Origin of the sequence: Variovorax nitratireducens, from assembly GCF_051216545.1 — a bacterium.
In the GTDB taxonomy this organism is placed as follows: Bacteria; Pseudomonadota; Gammaproteobacteria; order Burkholderiales; family Burkholderiaceae_C; genus Variovorax.
The window spans coordinates 16,386-34,211 of sequence record NZ_JBPJZO010000006.1 but is presented as its reverse complement, the minus strand read 5'-3'; the positions used below and the strand labels follow the sequence as shown (position 1 = coordinate 34,211).

Below are 17,826 nucleotides of genomic sequence, written 5' to 3'. Positions count from 1 at the left end.
CACGCGCGGACCGTTCTACGGCGTCAGCCGAGAACGGTTTGCGCGACGATGTTGCGTTGCACTTCGTTCGAGCCGCCGTAGATGGTGGTCTTGCGCATGTTGAAGAAGGTCGAGGCCAGCGGCGCCAGCGACACCTGGCCGCCCGGGAAGTTGCCCTGCCAGCCGGCTTCCATCGCTTCGCGGATCAGCGGCAGCGCGAACGGGCCGGCCGCCAGCATCATGAGTTCGCTGTAGCGCTGCTGGATCTCGCTGCCACGGATCTTGAGCAGGCCGGCCACATCGAGCGAGTTCTTGCCCGAAACGGCGGCGGAGAGCACGCGCAGCACCATCATCTCGAGCGCGACCACGTCGACCTCGAGCTTGGCCACCTCGTCGCGGAAACGCGGGTCGTCCCAGACGCCTTCGCTCTTTGCAATGCGCTTGAGCCGCTCCAGCTCGCGCTTGGCGCGGTTCACGTCGGCGATGTTGGTGCGTTCGTGGCTGAGCAGGTGCTTGGCGTAGGTCCAGCCCTTGTTCTCTTCGCCGATCAGGTTCTCGGCCGGCACTTCGACGTTGTCGAAGAACACTTCATTCACCTCGTGGCTGCCGTCCATCAGCTTGATCGGCCGCACGGTGACGCCGGGCGACTTCATGTCGAGCAGCAGGAAGCTGATGCCGGTTTGCGGCTTGCCTTCGCTGCTGGTGCGAACCAGGTTGAACATCCAGTCGCCATACTGGCCGAGCGTGGTCCAGGTTTTCTGGCCGTTGACGATGTACTTGTCTCCCTTGCGCTCGGCCTTGGTCTTAACCGACGCCAGGTCGGAGCCCGAGCCCGGCTCGCTGTAGCCCTGGCTCCACCAGACCTCACCGCTCGCGATGCCGGGCAGAAAGCGCTTTTGCTGTTCGGCGTTGCCGAAGGCCTGGATCACCGGTGCCACCATGACGGGGCCGAACGGAATGATGCGGGGCGCGCCGGCCAGCGCGGTTTCTTCTTCGAACAAATGCTTCTGCACGGCGGTCCAGCCGGGGCCGCCGAACTGGGCCGGCCAGCCGTAGCCGAGCCAACCCTTCTTGCCGAGGATCTTGGCCCAGCGTTGCAGATCGTCGCGCGTCAGGTCGAGCGCGTTGTGAACCTTGTTCGAGATGTCCTGGGGCAGGTTTTCCTTGACCCAGGCGCGAATTTCTTCGCGGAACTTCTGTTCTTCGGGCGTGAAGCTCAAATCCATGCGTGCCTCGCTGTGTACTGTGCGGCGCCGCCGAAGGGCGGCTGTCTCCGTGCCAGCTGCGCGTTTTAGCACGATCGTGCGCAAACGGAGTGTCGAGGCCGTGACATGCGGCCTCGATAATCCGCGCCCAATGCACAAGAACATCGTGATCCTGATTTCGGGCGGAGGCTCCAACATGGCCGCCATCGTGCGGGCCGCCGAGCGCGGGCGCTGGGGCGCGCGCTTCGACGCGCGTGTGGCGGCTGTGGTCAGCAACCGACCGGGGGCGGGCGGACTCGAGATCGCCGGAGGGCTCGGCATCGCCACGGCCGTGGTCGACCACCGGGCGTTCGATTCACGCGAGGCCTTCGATGCCGCGTTGTCGGCAGAAATCGATGCGCATGCGCCGGCGCTCGTGGTGCTGGCCGGCTTCATGCGCATCCTCACGCCGGGCTTCGTCGCGCACTACGCGGGCCGGCTGGTCAACATCCATCCTTCGCTGCTGCCGGCTTTCCCGGGCTTGCATACGCACCGGCGCGCGCTCGAGGCCGGCTGCAGAGTGGCCGGCGTCACGGTGCACCAGGTCACGGCCGAGCTCGATCACGGGCCGATCCTGGCCCAGGCGGTGGTGCCAGTGTTGCCTGATGACAACGCCGAAACACTGGCTGCGCGGGTGTTGACGCAGGAGCACCGGATTTATCCGCAGGCGATCGAGGCATGGCTGGCCGGCGTGTGACAAGATGTTTCTTTTGTTTGTAAGATTCCATCAAGTCCCTCCGTTGCTGTCGTTCGTTTTGCTATAAAAATAATAGCTAAGCGTGCCCACTGGGTGAGCTCTGCGACCAAACAACTTATGTGAGTTTGGTGAAGCGCAACTGCGGAGCGCCATTGACGACGACCGACTCGCCAAACATCGTGGCGGGCCGAACCCAGAGGCCCCGCGCGCCATAGAGCGCGCGGTAAAGCGTCATGGGCTCCAGCGTTTCGCTGTGGCGCACGGTGCCGATCACCTCGTACTCGCCGCCCTTGTAGTGGCGGTAGCGGCCGGGTGGGGTTTCGATCAGCGGTGGCAGGTCGGTGTCTTGCATGCAGGGTGTCCTTAAAACGAAGCCATAAGGAGTGGGGTGGATCGGGCAGATTTCATTCATCTGGTGCGACTGAGCGAGCATGCCAGCGCAGACGACAGCGCGCGCTACCGGCGCGGCGTGGCCCTGTTCGCGGCGCTTGGCTACCTCTGGGTGTTTGCATGCCTGTTGCTGGCCCTCGCCGTGATCGTCTGGGGGCTCACGCCGCTGGGGCAGGGGCGGTTTCAGGTTGGCCGCGTCTGGGCGCTGCTGTTCGGGATCGGACTGTTCTGGGTCACGCTGCGGGCGTTGTGGGTGCGTTTCGATGCGCCCGACGGCATGCGGTTGCTGCCCGAAGACGCGCCTGGCCTGTTCAAGGCGCTCGACCGCATTCGCGCGAAGATCGACGGCCCGCCGATCCACGAGGTTTACCTCGACGACCAGTTCAATGCGAGCATCCGGCAGGTGCCGCGCTACGGGTTGTTCGGCGGCGCAGTCAACTGCCTGAGCCTGGGGCTGCCGCTGCTGATGGCGCTGGAGCGGCGCCGCCTGCTGTCGGTGCTGGCGCACGAATACGGTCATCTGCGCGGCAACCACGGCCGGCTCAGTGCCTGGATCTACCGCACTCGCCTGTCGTGGCTTCGGCTCGATGCCAGCCTGCAGCGCAACGAAGGGCCGATGGCGCTGGTGTCGCAAGCCTTCTTCCGCTGGTACTTTCCGCGCTTTGCCGCGCGCACCTTCGCGCTGGCGCGCCAAGACGAGTACGAGGCAGACCGCATCTCGGCCCTGCTGCTCGGCAACGCCGTCGCAGCTGCGGCGCTGACCGAAATCGCAATCAAGGGCAATTGGTACGCGCAGTCCTTCTGGCCCGGCCACTGGGCGCGCGCCGCGCACGAAGGCACGGTGGCCGCGCCGTTCGTCACGCTGCGCGAGCGGTTCCGCGAACCTCCCACGCCCGAGTTCGCACGCGAGGCATTGCGCCGCGCGCTGCGCCAGGTGAGCGATGTCGACGATACCCACCCGGTGCTGCGCGACCGGCTCGAAGCCCTCGACCAGAAGCCGGCGCTGCCGAGCTGGTCCCGCGGCGCGGCGCTCGACCTGCTGGCCGACCCCGAAAAATGGGTCGCGCATTTCGACCAGGAATGGCGCCGGCGCCAGGCCGACGACTGGCGCCAGCATCACGCCTACCTCGGCCGGATGCGCGAGCGCATTGCAGCGCTGGCCGAGAGCGCGGGCCGGCACAACGCCAACGAGATGGTGGAGTGGGCCGACCTTGAGCGCCGTTTCGATGCCCGCGCCGAGGTGCGCGAACGCTACGAGCGCGCGCTGAAGCACACGCCCGACCACGCGGGGGCGCTGCGCGGCCTGGTTCAGACCCTGCCGGTGACCGAGCGCGCGGCCGGTCTGGCGCTGCTGGAGCAACTGCACGCGTCCGACGCGCCGAGCCGCTGGTGGGCAGCCCAGCATGCGGTGGAATCGCTTGAAAACCCCGATGCCGGCAGCTACGACGAGGCCGCCCTCAAGCACTGGCGGGCCCGGCGCAAGGAGGCCGAGGAGGCCGAGCGCCGCGCCTGGGAGGAAATCGTCGACACGCCGTTCTTCAGCCAGATCAGCCGGCACGACCTCAGCGAGTTCGAGCTGGGCGAGTTGCGGGCCGACCTGCTGCGGTGCAAGCCCGCCACACGGGCCTGGCTGGTGCGCAAGAACCTGCGCGAGTTCCGCTGGCGGCGCGCCTATATCGTTTTCATCGAGCTGCCGGAACTGGACGACGAGGAGCGCTACCACCTGTGCCGCGCGCTGGAACGCTCGCTCAGCCTGCCGGGCATCGCGCTGGTGCTGTGGGCCGGCTACTCGCCCACGCTGGAAGAAATCGAACGCCAGACCTTCGGCATCACCTGGGCGCGCGGCAGCGTCTAACCCCGCGGCGGCCGGTGGGCCAATGGGACAATCGGCCGATGCACCCCAAAGCCCTGTTGGAGGCGACCGCCGATCTGGTCGGCCTTGTCCTGAAATTCGATCACCCCGCCGATGCGGTCGTCGCGCGCTTCTTTCGCGAGCACCGCGAGTTCGGCCCGCGCGAGCGCACCACGCTGGCCGAGACCGTCTACGCCGTACTGCGCAAGAAACTGCTGTTCGACCACCTGTCGCCTTCCGGCACGGGCTCGAAGGAGCGCCGCATGGCGATTCTGGGCTTTCCCGGTCCGCGCGATTTCTTGAAGAGCGCGCTCAACGATGTCGAAAAGCGCTGGCTCGACAACTGCGACGCGGTGAACGAGGCCGACCTGCTGGAGCGCCATCGCCACAACCTGCCCGAGTGGCTGGTGACGCCGCTCAAGGCCCAGCTCGGCACCGGCTTCTGGCCGCTGGTCGAAAGCCTGCAGCAGCCGGCACCGCTGGATCTGCGGGTGAACGCGTTGAACGAGAAGCGCGCCGACGTCCAGAAGGAACTCAAGCTGGCGGGCATTCCCGTCAAGGCGACGCCGTTTTCGCCGTGGGGCCTGCGCGTCGACGGCAAGCCGAACCTCAACAAGCTCGACGCATTTGCGCGCGGCGCGGTCGAGGTGCAGGACGAGGGGTCGCAGTTGCTCGCGCTGCTGCTGGATGCCAAGCGCGGCGAGATGGTGGTCGACTTTTGCGCCGGGGCGGGCGGCAAGACGCTGGCCATCGGCGCCAGCATGCGCAACACCGGCCGGCTCTACGCTTTCGACACTTCCGCTCATCGACTCGATGCGCTGAAGCCGCGGCTCGCGCGCAGCAAGCTGTCGAACGTGCATCCGGCCGCCATCGCACACGAGCGCGACGACCGGATCAAGCGGCTGGCCGGCAAGATCGACCGGGTGCTGGTCGACGCGCCCTGCTCAGGCCTGGGTACGCTGCGGCGCAATCCGGATCTCAAATGGCGCCAGTCGCCCCAATCCGTGCAGGAACTGACCGTCACCCAAACGGCAATCCTGCAGAGCGCGGCGCGGCTGGTGAAGCCCGGCGGCCGGCTGGTTTACGCCACCTGCAGCGTATTGCCGGAAGAGAACGAGGCTATCGCCGAGGCCTTTTCGGCCGCCCATCCCGATTTCGTGCCGCAGCAGGCCGGCGAACTGCTGGCCGGCCTCAAGGTCGAGGGTGCGCCGGATCTGTGCGTCGGTGGCGAGGGTGGCGCGCGCTACCTGCGTCTCTGGCCGCACCGACACGCCACCGACGGTTTCTTTGCCGCCATTTGGAACCGTGTGTAGGTGGAAGGCTCCAAAGAACAGGAAAACTTGCGATCTATCAAGGATTTAGCCCCCTTTTCGGGGTCGAACCCTTAAAATTGGAGGTTACCTGAAGGCTGCACCTTCGTGCGGCCATGGAGTACCTGACTCAATGTTTCTTCCTGACTCTACCGTTCTGAATGCGGCCATCGACTGGCTCGGACACGGCTTGTGGGATCTCACCTGGTGGCAGGTCGTGTTGTACACGCTCGTCACCACGCACATCACGATCGCCGCGGTCACGATTTTCCTGCACCGCACGCAAACGCACCGGGCCATGGATCTCGGGGCGATCCCGTCGCATTTCTTCCGCTTCTGGCTGTGGCTCGGCACCGGCATGGTGACCAAGGAATGGGTGGCCATCCACCGCAAGCACCACGCCAAGTGCGAAACCGAAGAAGACCCGCACAGCCCGCAAGTCAAGGGCATCGATGAAGTGCTTTGGCGCGGCGCCGAGCTGTACCGCGCCGAGTCGAAGAACAAGGAAACGATGGAGCGCTACGGGCACGGTACGCCCGACGACTGGATCGAGCGCAACCTGTATACCCGCTACAGCTGGCAAGGCGTGGGCGTGATGCTGGTAATCAACCTGGCCCTGTTCGGCGCACTCGGCATGGCCGTGTGGGCGGTCCAGATGCTCTGGATCCCGATCACGGCTGCCGGCATCATCAACGGCATCGGCCACTACTGGGGCTACCGCAACTTCGAAGCGCCGGATGCGAGCCGCAATGTTTCTCCCTGGGGCCTGATCATTGGCGGTGAAGAGTTGCACAACAACCATCACACCTACCCGACGTCGGCCAAGTTCTCGGTCAAGAAGTACGAGTTCGACATCGGCTGGGTCTACATCCAGATGATGCAGAAAATCGGCTGGGCCAAGGTCAAGAAGGTGCCGCCGAAGATGCAGATGGGCGACATCCAGCCGGTGGCCGACCAGAAAACGCTGGAAGCAGTCATCGCGAACCGCTACGAAGTGATGGCCGGTTACGCGCGCGAAATGCGCCGCACCGCCAAGGGCGAACTGGCGCTGCTCAAGGCAAAGGGTGCCGATCTGTCGGTGCTGAAGTCCGCCAATCGCTGGCTGCACCGCGACGACGACAAGGTGCCTGCGGCTGCCCGTCCGAGCCTGGTTCAGGCTCGCCAGGCCCATCCGGTGCTCGACAAGATGGTCACGATGCGCGAAGAGCTGCGTCAGCTCTGGCTCAACACTTCGCAATCGCGCGAGCAACTGGCTGCCGATCTGGCCGCCTGGTGCCATCGCGCCGAGGCGAGTGGTATCTCGGCGCTGCGCGAATTCTCGATCCGCCTGCGGGCTGCACGAGGCTAATCGCACACAACGCACGCTCGCGCCCAGGTTGCCCGCACTTCGTGTCGGGCGCCCACCCCCTACCCGGGGTAACACCGGCGGTCCGGCGAAGCCGGTTCCGCGGTGTTCCACCAACAAAATCCTCGCCAACAAAAAACCCGCTGGATCGCAGCGGGTTTTTTTATGGATCGCGCTGAATTACTTCAGCTTGATTTCCTTGTATTCGACGTGCTTGCGCGCCTTCGGGTCGAACTTCATGATCGACATCTTTTCAGGCATCGTCTTCTTGTTCTTGCTGGTCGTGTAGAAGTGGCCGGTACCCGCGGTGGATTCCAGCTTGATCTTTTCGCGTCCGCCTTTGCTCGTTGCCATGATTCAGCTCCTTAAGCTTGGCCGCGTGCGCGCAGGTCTGCGAGCACGGCGTCGATGCCGTTCTTGTCGATCAGGCGCAGGGCGGCGCTCGAAACGCGCAGACGCACCCAACGGTTTTCTGTTTCGACCCAGAAACGACGGTATTGCAGGTTCGGCAGGAACCGGCGCTTGGTTTTGTTGTTGGCGTGGGAAACATTGTTCCCGACCATCGGGCCTTTGCCCGTGACTTCACATACGCGTGCCATGTGGACACTTCTTTCATAAACAGCCGGCACCCGATAGGCCCGGAGGCCTTCGCGACAGGAGTGTCGCGGGGTGTTTTGCAGCTTGACCTCGCCAGAAACGGGTGGCGGTACCCCGGCCGAATTCGGCAAAGCCTAGGATTATAGCCCGGGCCGGCCGGGTTGCAGCTTATTCCTGTTCAAGGAAGCGCTGCGCGTCGAGCGCCGCCATGCAGCCGGTGCCCGCGCTGGTGATCGCCTGGCGATAGATGTTGTCCTGCACGTCGCCGGCGGCGAAGACGCCGGGCACGCTGGTCATGGTCGCAAAGCCCTGTAGGCCCGAGCGCGTGATGATGTAGCCGCCCTTCATGTCGAGCTGGCCTTCGAAGATGTCGGTGTTCGGATGGTGGCCGATCGCGATGAAGCAGCCCTTGAGGGCGATGTCTTCGGTGGCGCCGGTCAGCGTGCTCTTCAGCCGGATGCCCGTGACACCCGTGGCGTCGCCCAGAACTTCTTCCAGCGTGTTGTGCACCTTGAGTTCGATCTTGCCTTCGGCCGCTTTCTCGTTGAGCTTGTCGACCAGGATCGGCTCGGCCTTGAACTTGTCGCGCCGGTGCACCAGCGTGACCTTGCGCGCGATGTTCGAGAGATAGAGCGCTTCTTCAACGGCCGTGTTGCCGCCACCGACCACGCAAACTTCCTGGTCGCGGTAGAAAAAGCCATCGCAGGTGGCACAGCCCGAGACCCCGCGGCCCATGAAGGTCTGCTCGGACGGCAGGCCCAGGTATTTGGCCGAGGCGCCGGTCGCGATGATGAGTGCATCGCAGGTGTAGGTGCCGCTGTCGCCGCTCAGTGTGAAGGGGCGCTTGCTGAAGTCGACCTTGTCGATGTGGTCGAACACGATCTGCGTCTTGAAGCGCTCGGCATGTTCCAGAAAACGCTGCATGAGTTCGGGCCCCTGCACGCCTTGCACATCGGCCGGCCAGTTGTCGACTTCGGTCGTCGTCATGAGCTGGCCGCCTTGAGCCATGCCGGTGATGAGAAGGGGTTGGAGGTTGGCGCGGGCCGCGTAGACGGCCGCCGTGTAGCCGGCGGGGCCGGAGCCAAGGATCAAAACCTTGGCGTGTTGGGTCGATGACATGGTAGAAAGCCTATGGGTTGCACCGCCTCAGCGTGTACATTTTCGAGGGTGATAGCAGGAGTATCACCGTTCGGTTCAAACCGGACGTGGTGGTGTTTTCAATGCGCGAGATTGTATGAATCCATTGGTTTTCAACTTCGAGCGACTTCCGGGGATGATGAATGTCAATGCTTTCGAACCTTGAACTGCTGCGGCGCGTGCCGTTGTTCGCCGCACTGACGCCCACGCAGTCGGCGAGTATTGCCGACGCGATCGTCAAGAAGCGCTTCAAGCGCGCCGAAGTCGTGGTCGAACAAGGCAAGAAGTCCGACGCGCTCTACATCATCCTGACCGGGCGCGCACGCGTGATGAGCACCGACAGCCGCGGCCGCGAGGTGATCCTTGCCACGCTGCAGCCGGGCGACTACATCGGCGAGATGAGCCTGATCGACGACGAACCCCACTCGGCAACGGTGCGCACCGAGCTTCAGACCGACGTGCTGACGCTGGGCCGCGAAGCCTTTTCGCGCTGCCTGCCTGAGAACTCGTCGATGGCGCACAACATCATGCGCGGCCTGGTGCAGCGTCTTCGGCACGCGGATCGCAAGATCGAATCGCTCGCGTTGATGGATGTCTACGGCCGCGTTGCGCGCTCGTTGCTCGAATTTGCCGTGGACGATGGCGCCGGCAATCTCAAGGTGCGCGACAAGATCTCGCGCCAGGATCTGGCCAAGATGGTCGGTGCCTCCCGCGAGATGGTGAGCCGGGTCATGAAGGATCTCGAGGAGCGTGGCTTCGTCCAGACGCAGGCCGACGGCTCGATGATCGTCAAGGATCGGCTCTCATCGCTCACCTGATGGTTCGGCCGGCCGCGTCCCCGCGTGCCCGACTGTCTGTCCGCGGCGCTGACAACGCGGCCGCGCCTGTTTCCGTTAATGTGACTGAGCGCTGCCCGCACGTTGGTGCGCGATGGCGGCTTTGCTTTCCATGACCTATTCGCTCAATACCCTCCAATCCTCCACGGTGGCCGACGGCCAGCCTGTGCGCCTGCGGGCAATGCGCTTCGCGCACGAGATCACGCTGATCGCCGGCTTCGCCGTGTTGCTGTTCTGGCTGCTCTCGATGTTCAGCTACACGCCCTCGGACGCCGCATGGTCCACGTCGGGCACGGGTGGCGAAGTCAAGAACTGGGGCGGACGCCTCGGCGCATGGATCGCCGACGGCAGCTATTTCCTGGCCGGCTACTCGGTCTGGTGGTGCTTTGCCGCAGGGGTGCGCGTCTGGCTTTCGTCGCTGGCCGGCTGGCTGCGTGGCGGCGACGCTGCACCGGTCGACGTGCCGCCGCCGGGCCGCTTCAATCGCAGCCGTCTCGCGTTCTGGTTCGGCCTGCTGCTGCTGCTGGCGGCCAGCGCCATGCTCGAATGGTCGCGTCTCTACCGCCTCGAGTTCCGGCTGCCGGGCCACGGCGGCGGCGTGCTTGGGTATTTCGTCGGGCCGCTGAGCGTCAAGTGGATCGGCTTCACCGGCTCGGCGCTGATCGCCATCGCGGCCGGTGTGATTGGCTCGGCGCTGGTGTTCCGTTTTTCTTGGACGCACCTGGCCGAGCGGATCGGCGCACGCGTCTATTCGCTGTTCGAGCTGCGCCGCGAGAAGCGCGAGATCGCCGAAGACATCGCGCTCGGCAAGAAAGCGGTGCGCGAGCGGCGAGAGCTCGCCTCCGACGAGCGCGAATTGCAACCCGATGGCGTCGAGGCGCCCGACGAGGAACTGCGCATCGATCCGCGCCCGAAGCGGCGCCCGGCCTCGCCGCCAGTGCAGATCGAGCCGGCCATGACCGAGGTGCCCAAGAGCGATCGCGTCGCCAAGGAGCGCCAGAAGCCGCTTTTCCGCGAGCTGCCCGACAGCAAGCTGCCGCAGGTCGATTTGCTCGACGCGGCGCAGGTGCGGCAGGAAACCGTGTCGCCCGACACGCTCGAGATGACCTCGCGCATGATCGAGAAGAAGCTCAAGGACTTCGGCGTCGAAGTGCGTGTGGTGCTGGCGTCGCCGGGCCCAGTGATCACGCGCTACGAAATCGAACCCGCCACCGGCGTCAAGGGTTCGCAGATAGTCGGGCTGGCCAAGGATCTGGCGCGCTCGCTCTCGCTGGTGTCGATCCGCGTGGTTGAAACCATCCCCGGCAAGAACTACATGGCGCTCGAACTGCCGAACGCCAAGCGGCAGTCGATCAAGCTGAGCGAGATCCTTGGCTCGCAGGTCTACAACGAGGGCAAGTCGATGCTCACGATGGGCCTGGGCAAGGACATCATCGGCAATCCGATCGTGGCCGACCTGGCCAAGATGCCGCACGTGCTGGTCGCCGGCACCACCGGTTCGGGCAAGTCGGTCGGCATCAACGCGATGATCCTGAGCCTGCTCTACAAGGCCGAGGCGCGCGATGTGCGCCTGCTCATGATCGACCCGAAGATGCTCGAGATGTCGGTCTACGAAGGCATCCCGCACCTGCTGGCACCGGTGGTCACCGACATGCGCCAGGCCGCGCATGGCCTCAACTGGTGCGTGGCCGAAATGGAGCGCCGCTACAAGCTCATGAGCAAGCTCGGCGTGCGCAACCTGGCCGGCTACAACACCAAGATCGACGAAGCCAAGGCGCGCGAAGAGTTTGTCTACAACCCGTTCAGCCTGACGCCCGATTCGCCCGAGCCGCTGCAGCGCGAGCCACATATCGTGGTGGTGATCGACGAACTGGCCGACCTGATGATGGTGGTCGGCAAGAAGATCGAAGAACTGATCGCCCGCCTGGCGCAGAAGGCGCGCGCCGCCGGCATCCACCTGATCCTGGCAACGCAGCGCCCGAGCGTCGATGTGATCACCGGCCTGATCAAGGCCAACATCCCGACCCGTATCGCATTCCAGGTGTCCAGCAAGATCGACTCGCGCACCATCCTCGACCAGATGGGCGCCGAGGCACTGCTCGGCATGGGCGACATGCTTTACATGCCGAGTGGTACAGGGTTGCCAATTCGCGTGCATGGTGCGTTCGTGAGCGACGAGGAAGTGCACCGCGTGGTGGCCTACCTGAAGAGCCAGGGCGCGCCCGACTACATCGACGGTGTGCTGGAAGGCGGAACCGTCGACGGCGAAGGCGATCTGATGGGTGAAGGCGGCAGCGACGCGGAGAAAGACCCGATGTACGACCAGGCGGTCGAAGTCGTGCTCAAGAACCGCAAGGCCAGCATTTCGCTGGTGCAGCGCCACCTGAAGATCGGCTACAACCGCGCCGCGCGGCTGGTCGAAGACATGGAAAAAGCCGGGCTGGTCAGTGCCATGAGTGGCAGCGGCCAGCGCGAGATCCTGGTGCCCGCGCGCGCCGAGTGATCGAAAAGGGAACCTGAATGAAGAAGCAGTTTGTGGTCGCGATGGTGTGGGTGCTGGCAGCCGGCGGCGCCTGGGCCGGCGGCATGGAAAGCCTTGAAGCTTTCGTCAAGAACGTGAAGTCCGGCCGCGCCGATTTCACCCAGACCGTGACCGCGCCTTCGAAGGATGGCCAGCCTTCGCGCGTCAAGACCTCGACCGGCACCTTCGAATTCCAGCGGCCCGGAAAATTCAAGTTCGACTACCAGAAGCCCTTTGCGCAGACCATCGTGGCGGACGGCAAGACGCTGTGGCTCTACGACTCCGACCTGAACCAGGTCACGCAACGGGCCCAGGCACAGGCGCTCGGCTCGACGCCTGCTGCGCTGATCGCGGCGGCGCCCGACCTGCGCGCGTTGCAGGCCGACTTCGCGCTGGAAGGCGCCCCTGCGCGTGACGGCATCGAGTGGGTCAAGGCCACGCCGAAGAACAAGGATGGCCAGTTGCAAAGCGTGCTGGTCGGTTTTCAGGGCGAAGGCCTGGCCGCGCTCGAAATTCTCGACAGCTTCGGCCAGCGCTCCGTGCTCAAGTTCGGCAAGGTCGAGGTCAACCCCGCGCTCGGCGCCAGCACCTTCGTCTTCAAGGCGCCTGCGGGTGCCGACGTGCTCAAGCAGTAAGCACCGCAGGAGCTGTCAGAAAGATAGCTTCTCACGCAGGTGGTACGGGCGCCGCACCCACTTTTGCCTTGTAACTTTTCCGATCGATGGCTTCCACCCCGCACCAGCCGCTTGCCGAACGCCTCCGCCCCCGCACGCTGGGCGAGGTGATCGGGCAGCAGCACCTGCTGGGGCCGGGCATGTCGCTGCGCATTGCATTCGAATCGGGTCAGCCGCATTCCTGCATCCTCTGGGGGCCACCGGGCACCGGCAAGACCACGATCGCGCGGCTCATGGCCGATGCCTTCGACGCGCAGTTCCTCAGCATCAGCGCGGTGCTCGGCGGGGTGAAAGACATCCGCGACGCCGTGGAGCGTGCCACCGCTGCGCGCGACGGCCTGGAGCAGCGCCGCACCATCGTCTTCGTCGATGAAGTGCACCGCTTCAACAAAAGCCAGCAGGACGCGTTCCTGCCGCACGTGGAATCGGGCCTTTTCACCTTCATCGGCGCGACCACCGAGAACCCTTCGTTCGAAGTCAATTCGGCGCTGTTGTCGCGCGCCGCGGTGTATGTGCTGCAGCCGCTCAACGAAGACGACCTCCGGCAGATCGTCACGCGCGCGCAAGGCATCAACGCAGTGCCCGCCATCGCCGGCACGGCGGTCGACCGGCTGGTGGCCTATGCCGACGGCGATGCGCGCCGTCTGCTCAACACGCTCGAAACCCTGGCCGTCGCGGCGTCCGCCGAAAAGCTCGCCGAGATCAACGACGAGTGGCTGCTGCGCGTGCTCGGTGAGCGCATGCGCCGCTACGACAAGGGCGGCGAGCAGTTCTACGACACCATCAGCGCCCTGCACAAATCGGTGCGCGGCAGCGACCCCGACGCGTCGCTCTACTGGTTCGTGCGCATGCTCGATGGCGGCGCCGATCCGCGCTACATGGCGCGCCGGCTGGTGCGCATGGCCAGCGAGGACATCGGCCTGGCCGACCCGCGCGCCCTGCGGCTCGCCCTCGATGCCGCCGAGGTGTACGAGCGGCTCGGCACGCCCGAGGGCGAGCTGGCGCTGGCCGAGTGCGTGATCTACCTTGCGATGGCACCCAAGTCGAACGCGGTCTACAAGGCCTACAACGACGTGCGCGCGCTGATCAAGAAAGACGGCACGCGGCCGGTGCCCATGCACCTGCGCAATGCACCGACGAAGCTCATGAAGGAGCTCGACTACGGCCGTGGCTACCGCTACGCGCACGACGAGGAGGGCGGCTTCGCGGCCGGCGAGCGCTACCTGCCCGACGGGCTGGAAGCGCAGCGCTTCTATGAGCCGGTCGAACGCGGCCTCGAAATCCGCATTGCCGAAAAGCTGCGCGAGCTGCGTCGCCTGAACAAAAAAGACGGCGATTGAATGCCTGGGTGCAGCCCGCGCTCATGCCGTGCATGGGCGCAAGCAAAAACAGCATGAGACAGAACGGGTAAACCCGGGTAAGCGCGCACCGATTCGGTGAAGGCCCGTGACTACAATCCCGCCCACTCATTGGCCAACCCCCTTGGTTGGCTGACTTTTTGCTAGTCAGATGCATGGCACCGGATCGGTGCCGTGGACGGCGAACTGCACCAGCATCGGTGCATCAAACGGGGGATCTCTCTATGGAAATATTGCTGCAGCAGATCATCAACGGTCTGGTTCTCGGCAGCATGTATGCCTTGATAGCCTTGGGCTACACCATGGTGTACGGCATCATCAACCTGATCAACTTTGCACACGGCGAAGTGCTGATGGTGGGCGCTCTGACGAGCTGGACCATCATCGGCCTCATGAAGGAAGGGATGCCCGGCACGCCGGGCTGGCTGATCCTGCTGATCGCGCTGATCATTGCCTGCGTGGTCGCTGCCACGCTCAATTTCGTGATCGAAAAAGTGGCCTACCGGCCGCTGCGCAACAGCCCCAAGCTGGCGCCGCTTATCACGGCCATCGGCATGTCGATCCTGCTGCAGACACTGGCCATGATCATCTGGCGCCCGACCAACAAGGCCTATCCGACCTTGCTGCCGAGCGAATCGATCATCGTCGGCGGCGCCGCGATTTCGCCGACGCAGATCATGATCCTCGTGGTCACCGCCATCTCGCTCGCCATCCTCACCTGGCTGGTCAACTACACCAAGCTCGGCCGCGCGATGCGGGCCACGGCAGAGAACCCGCGCGTCGCCTCGCTCATGGGCATCCGGCCCGACATGGTGATCTCGGCCACCTTCATCATCGGCGCCGTGCTGGCGGCCATCGCCGGCGTGATGTACGCCTCCAACTACGGCATCGCGCAGCACGCGATGGGCTTCGGCCCCGGTCTCAAGGCCTTCACGGCCGCGGTGTTCGGCGGCATCGGCAACCTGGCCGGCGCGGTCGTTGGCGGCATCCTGCTCGGGCTGATCGAAGCGATCGGCGCCGGCTACCTCGGCACCGTCACCGGCGGCGTGCTGGGCAGCCAGCACAGCGACATCTTTGCCTTCGTCATCCTGATCCTCACGCTCACGGTGCGGCCGTCCGGCCTGCTCGGCGAGCGCGTGGCGGACCGTGCCTGAAGGAGCAGCCATCATGAAAAAGAACATCGTCTGGTTCCTGATCGCCGCAGTCGGCCTGCTGGTGCTGCCGCTGCTGCTGCAAACCCAGGGCAATGCCTGGGTTCGCATCGTCGACATCGCGCTGCTCTACGTGCTGCTGTCGCTCGGCCTCAACATCGTGGTCGGCTACGCCGGCCTGCTCGACCTCGGGTATGTGGCCTTCTTTGCGATCGGGGCCTACCTGTTCGCATTGCTCGGCTCGCCGCACCTGACCGACACCTTCCCGGCCATCAAGGCCATGTTCCCGAACGGGCTGCACATCTCGGTGTTCGTAGTGGTGCCGCTGGCGCTGGTGCTGGCCGGGATGTTCGGGGTGCTGCTCGGCGCGCCGACGCTGCGGTTGCGCGGCGACTACCTGGCGATCGTGACGCTCGGCTTCGGTGAAATCATCCGCGTGTTCCTGAACACGCTCGACCACCCGGTCAACGTGACCAACGGCCCCAAGGGCCTCGATGCGATCGACCCCATCCACTTCCTGGGCGTGAACCTCGGCCGGCCCCTGAAGCTGGGCGACTACACCATCTCGTCGGTGTCGCTCTACTACTACCTGTTCCTCGCGCTGGTGATCTTCACGGTGATCATTTCCCATCGCCTGCAGCTGTCGCGCGTCGGGCGCGCCTGGATGGCGATTCGTGAAGACGAGATCGCCGCCAAGGCGATGGGCATCAACACCCGCAACATGAAGCTGCTGGCCTTCGGCATGGGCGCCAGTTTCGGCGGCGTGTCGGGCGCGATGTTCGCGGCCTTCCAGAGCTTCGTGTCGCCCGAGTCCTTCAGCCTGATGGAGTCGGTGATGATCGTCGCGATGGTGGTGCTGGGCGGCATCGGCCACCTGCCGGGCGTGATTCTTGGGGCCGTGCTGCTGTCGGCCTTGCCCGAAGTGCTGCGCTACGTGGCCGGCCCGCTGCAGTCGATGACCGATGGCCGGCTCGACGCCTCGATCCTGCGGCAGTTGTTCATCGCGCTCGCCATGATTGTGATCATGCTGGTGCGTCCGCGCGGCCTCTGGCCTTCGCCGGAGCACGGCAAGGTGCGCAAGGGTGCACCGGCGGCACCGCCGCCTCCCGGGGGCGGAGCACCGGCCGACGCAGTGCCGGGCGAAGCTTCGCGTCCGATGTCGATCAACCCTTGAGCGGCAAAGGAACATCACAAAATGACTGAAACCATTCTCGACGTCCGCGGCATCTCCAAGCGCTTCGGCGGGCTGCAGGCCCTGTCGGACGTCGGCATCACCATCAAGCGCGGCCAGGTGTACGGACTGATCGGCCCGAACGGCGCCGGCAAGACCACTTTCTTCAACGTGATCACCGGGCTCTACACGCCCGACAGCGGCACCTTCGAGCTGGCCGGCAAGCCCTACAAGCCGACGGCCGTGCACGAGGTCGCCAAGGCCGGCATCGCACGCACTTTCCAGAACATCCGCCTGTTCGCCGACATGACGGCGCTCGAGAACGTGATGGTCGGACGCCACATCCGAACCCATTCGGGCGTGATCGGCGCGATCCTGCGCACCAGCAGCTTCAAGGCCGAAGAGGCCGCGATCAAGAAGCGCGCGCAGGAGTTGCTCGACTATGTGGGCGTCGGCAAGTACGCCGACTTCAAGGCCCGCACCCTGAGCTACGGCGACCAGCGTCGGCTCGAAATTGCACGCGCACTGGCCACCGACCCGCAACTCATCGCGCTCGACGAGCCGGCCGCCGGGATGAACGCCACCGAGAAGATGCAGCTGCGCGAGCTGATCAGCCGCATCCGCGCCGACAACCGCACGGTGCTGATCATCGAACACGACGTGAAACTCGTGATGGGCCTGTGCGACCGCCTGACGGTGCTCGACTACGGCAAACAGATTGCCGAAGGCATCCCGGCCGACGTGCAGAAGAACGAAAAAGTGATCGAGGCGTACCTCGGCACTGGAGGACATTGAGATGAGCACCGAAACATTGACTCCCCCGGTAAAGACAGCCAACAGCGCTACCGGCAAGGTGCTGCTCAAGGTCAGCGGCCTCAAGGTCGGCTACGGCGGCATCCAGGCCGTCAAGGGCGTGGACTTCGAAGTGCACGAAGGCGAACTGGTCTCGCTGATCGGCTCCAATGGCGCCGGCAAGACCACCACCATGAAAGCCGTCACCGGCACGCTGCCCTCGTCGGCGGGCGAGGTCGAGTTCATGGGCCGCAGCATCAAGGGGCGCGGTGCCTGGGATCTGGTGGGCGAGGGGCTGGTGATGGTGCCGGAAGGCCGCGGCGTGTTCACGCGCATGACGATCACCGAAAACCTGCAGATCGGCGCCTACATCCGCAACGACAAGGACGAGATCGCGAAGGACATGGAACGCGTCTTCGCGACATTCCCGCGGCTGAAGGAGCGCGCCACGCAGCTGGCGGGCACCATGTCCGGCGGCGAACAGCAAATGCTCGCCATGGGCCGCGCGCTGATGGCGCGCCCCAAGGTGCTGCTGCTGGACGAGCCCACCATGGGCCTGTCGCCGATCATGTGCGACAAGATCTTCGAGGTGGTGCAGACGGTGGCGGCGCAGGGTGTCACCATCCTCTTGGTCGAGCAGAACGCCAACCGCGCGCTGCAACTGGCCGATCGCGGCTACGTGATGGAGTCGGGGCTCATCACGATGAGCGGCGACGCCAAGATCATGCTCAACGACCCGAAGGTGCGCGCGGCGTACCTTGGGGAGTAACCC

General features: G+C 65.0%; 17 protein-coding genes. 12 read left to right on the top strand and 5 right to left on the bottom strand.

The genetic code is table 11. From position 1 onward, the window contains the following. Positions 1 to 23 precede the first annotated feature (23 nt). Positions 24 to 1,205, bottom strand: coding sequence for an acyl-CoA dehydrogenase family protein (locus ACSFA8_RS16115; protein ID WP_435480514.1), 1,182 nt, complete (start codon positions 1,203 to 1,205; stop codon positions 24 to 26). A gap of 130 nt (positions 1,206 to 1,335) precedes the next feature. Between ACSFA8_RS16115 and purN the strand changes: the two genes are divergently transcribed. Next, complete coding sequence (gene purN / locus ACSFA8_RS16110) at positions 1,336 to 1,920, top strand: phosphoribosylglycinamide formyltransferase (protein WP_435480513.1); 585 nt, start codon at positions 1,336 to 1,338, stop codon at positions 1,918 to 1,920. Between the two features lie 115 nt (positions 1,921 to 2,035). Here the strand turns inward: purN and ACSFA8_RS16105 are convergent, their stop codons facing one another. After that, the gene (locus tag ACSFA8_RS16105; RefSeq protein WP_435480512.1) at positions 2,036 to 2,272 is read right to left on the bottom strand and encodes a DUF1653 domain-containing protein; all 237 of its coding nucleotides are present in this window, start codon (positions 2,270 to 2,272) and stop codon (positions 2,036 to 2,038) included. Positions 2,273 to 2,308: 36 nt separating this feature from the next. Here ACSFA8_RS16105 and ACSFA8_RS16100 point away from each other — a divergent pair, with 36 nt between their 5' ends. The 3 genes from ACSFA8_RS16100 (at position 2,309) to ACSFA8_RS16090 (ending at position 6,820) form a co-directional block, all read left to right on the top strand. After that, a complete protein-coding gene (locus ACSFA8_RS16100) occupies positions 2,309 to 4,165 on the top strand; it encodes a M48 family metalloprotease (protein WP_435480511.1) in 1,857 nt (618 codons plus the stop codon). A gap of 38 nt (positions 4,166 to 4,203) precedes the next feature. Further along, entirely contained in the window at positions 4,204 to 5,475 is a 1,272-nt protein-coding gene (locus ACSFA8_RS16095) for an RsmB/NOP family class I SAM-dependent RNA methyltransferase (RefSeq protein WP_435480510.1), read from the top strand. 130 nt (positions 5,476 to 5,605) lie between these two features. Next, complete coding sequence (locus ACSFA8_RS16090) at positions 5,606 to 6,820, top strand: DesA family fatty acid desaturase (protein WP_435480509.1); 1,215 nt, start codon at positions 5,606 to 5,608, stop codon at positions 6,818 to 6,820. Between the two features lie 177 nt (positions 6,821 to 6,997). Here the strand turns inward: ACSFA8_RS16090 and rpmG are convergent, their stop codons facing one another. From rpmG to trxB, 3 genes are all read right to left on the bottom strand, one after another. Then, a complete protein-coding gene (gene rpmG, locus ACSFA8_RS16085; protein ID WP_007830291.1) occupies positions 6,998 to 7,171 on the bottom strand; it encodes a 50S ribosomal protein L33 in 174 nt (57 codons plus the stop codon). Between the two features lie 11 nt (positions 7,172 to 7,182). Further along, positions 7,183 to 7,416: a 50S ribosomal protein L28 gene (gene rpmB, locus ACSFA8_RS16080; protein ID WP_028251282.1), complete on the bottom strand. Its 234-nt coding sequence runs from the start codon at positions 7,414 to 7,416 to the stop codon at positions 7,183 to 7,185. 166 nt (positions 7,417 to 7,582) lie between these two features. Then, entirely contained in the window at positions 7,583 to 8,533 is a 951-nt protein-coding gene (trxB, locus tag ACSFA8_RS16075; protein WP_435480508.1) for a thioredoxin-disulfide reductase, read from the bottom strand. A 161-nt stretch (positions 8,534 to 8,694) separates the two neighbouring features. Between trxB and ACSFA8_RS16070 the strand changes: the two genes are divergently transcribed. The 8 genes from ACSFA8_RS16070 (at position 8,695) to ACSFA8_RS16035 (ending at position 17,823) form a co-directional block, all read left to right on the top strand. Further along, a complete protein-coding gene (locus tag ACSFA8_RS16070) occupies positions 8,695 to 9,369 on the top strand; it encodes a Crp/Fnr family transcriptional regulator (RefSeq protein WP_435480507.1) in 675 nt (224 codons plus the stop codon). Positions 9,370 to 9,499: 130 nt separating this feature from the next. Next, positions 9,500 to 11,890, top strand: coding sequence for a DNA translocase FtsK (locus ACSFA8_RS16065; RefSeq protein WP_435480506.1), 2,391 nt, complete (start codon positions 9,500 to 9,502; stop codon positions 11,888 to 11,890). Positions 11,891 to 11,907: 17 nt separating this feature from the next. Then, positions 11,908 to 12,543, top strand: a complete 636-nt coding sequence (gene lolA, locus ACSFA8_RS16060) for an outer membrane lipoprotein periplasmic chaperone LolA (protein ID WP_435480505.1) — start codon at positions 11,908 to 11,910, stop codon at positions 12,541 to 12,543. Positions 12,544 to 12,629: 86 nt separating this feature from the next. Further along, complete coding sequence (locus ACSFA8_RS16055) at positions 12,630 to 13,922, top strand: replication-associated recombination protein A (protein ID WP_435480504.1); 1,293 nt, start codon at positions 12,630 to 12,632, stop codon at positions 13,920 to 13,922. A 242-nt stretch (positions 13,923 to 14,164) separates the two neighbouring features. Further along, positions 14,165 to 15,094: a branched-chain amino acid ABC transporter permease gene (locus ACSFA8_RS16050; RefSeq protein ID WP_286539070.1), complete on the top strand. Its 930-nt coding sequence runs from the start codon at positions 14,165 to 14,167 to the stop codon at positions 15,092 to 15,094. Positions 15,095 to 15,107: 13 nt separating this feature from the next. Then, entirely contained in the window at positions 15,108 to 16,265 is a 1,158-nt protein-coding gene (locus tag ACSFA8_RS16045; RefSeq protein ID WP_435480503.1) for a branched-chain amino acid ABC transporter permease, read from the top strand. A gap of 21 nt (positions 16,266 to 16,286) precedes the next feature. Further along, positions 16,287 to 17,057 (top strand): ABC transporter ATP-binding protein, encoded by a 771-nt coding sequence (locus ACSFA8_RS16040; protein ID WP_435480502.1) that lies wholly within the window; start codon positions 16,287 to 16,289, stop codon positions 17,055 to 17,057. A 1-nt stretch (position 17,058) separates the two neighbouring features. Next, entirely contained in the window at positions 17,059 to 17,823 is a 765-nt protein-coding gene (locus ACSFA8_RS16035; RefSeq protein ID WP_435480501.1) for an ABC transporter ATP-binding protein, read from the top strand. Positions 17,824 to 17,826 lie beyond the last annotated feature (3 nt).

Bases quoted from the DNA above. Each gene is read 5' to 3' on its own strand.
- lolA (WP_435480505.1), top strand. From the start codon at position 11,908: ATGAAGAAGCAGTTTGTGGTCGCGATGGTGTGGGTGCTGGCAGCCGGC.
- ACSFA8_RS16055 (WP_435480504.1), top strand. From the start codon at position 12,630: ATGGCTTCCACCCCGCACCAGCCGCTTGCCGAACGCCTCCGCCCCCGC.
- ACSFA8_RS16105 (WP_435480512.1), bottom strand. From the start codon at position 2,272: ATGCAAGACACCGACCTGCCACCGCTGATCGAAACCCCACCCGGCCGC.
- purN (WP_435480513.1), top strand. From the start codon at position 1,336: ATGCACAAGAACATCGTGATCCTGATTTCGGGCGGAGGCTCCAACATG.
- rpmG (WP_007830291.1), bottom strand. From the start codon at position 7,171: ATGGCAACGAGCAAAGGCGGACGCGAAAAGATCAAGCTGGAATCCACC.
- ACSFA8_RS16090 (WP_435480509.1), top strand. From the start codon at position 5,606: ATGTTTCTTCCTGACTCTACCGTTCTGAATGCGGCCATCGACTGGCTC.
- ACSFA8_RS16035 (WP_435480501.1), top strand. From the start codon at position 17,059: ATGAGCACCGAAACATTGACTCCCCCGGTAAAGACAGCCAACAGCGCT.
- rpmB (WP_028251282.1), bottom strand. From the start codon at position 7,416: ATGGCACGCGTATGTGAAGTCACGGGCAAAGGCCCGATGGTCGGGAAC.
- ACSFA8_RS16050 (WP_286539070.1), top strand. From the start codon at position 14,165: ATGGAAATATTGCTGCAGCAGATCATCAACGGTCTGGTTCTCGGCAGC.
- ACSFA8_RS16115 (WP_435480514.1), bottom strand. From the start codon at position 1,205: ATGGATTTGAGCTTCACGCCCGAAGAACAGAAGTTCCGCGAAGAAATT.
- ACSFA8_RS16040 (WP_435480502.1), top strand. From the start codon at position 16,287: ATGACTGAAACCATTCTCGACGTCCGCGGCATCTCCAAGCGCTTCGGC.
- ACSFA8_RS16065 (WP_435480506.1), top strand. From the start codon at position 9,500: ATGACCTATTCGCTCAATACCCTCCAATCCTCCACGGTGGCCGACGGC.
- ACSFA8_RS16045 (WP_435480503.1), top strand. From the start codon at position 15,108: ATGAAAAAGAACATCGTCTGGTTCCTGATCGCCGCAGTCGGCCTGCTG.
- ACSFA8_RS16095 (WP_435480510.1), top strand. From the start codon at position 4,204: ATGCACCCCAAAGCCCTGTTGGAGGCGACCGCCGATCTGGTCGGCCTT.
- trxB (WP_435480508.1), bottom strand. From the start codon at position 8,533: ATGTCATCGACCCAACACGCCAAGGTTTTGATCCTTGGCTCCGGCCCC.
- ACSFA8_RS16070 (WP_435480507.1), top strand. From the start codon at position 8,695: ATGTCAATGCTTTCGAACCTTGAACTGCTGCGGCGCGTGCCGTTGTTC.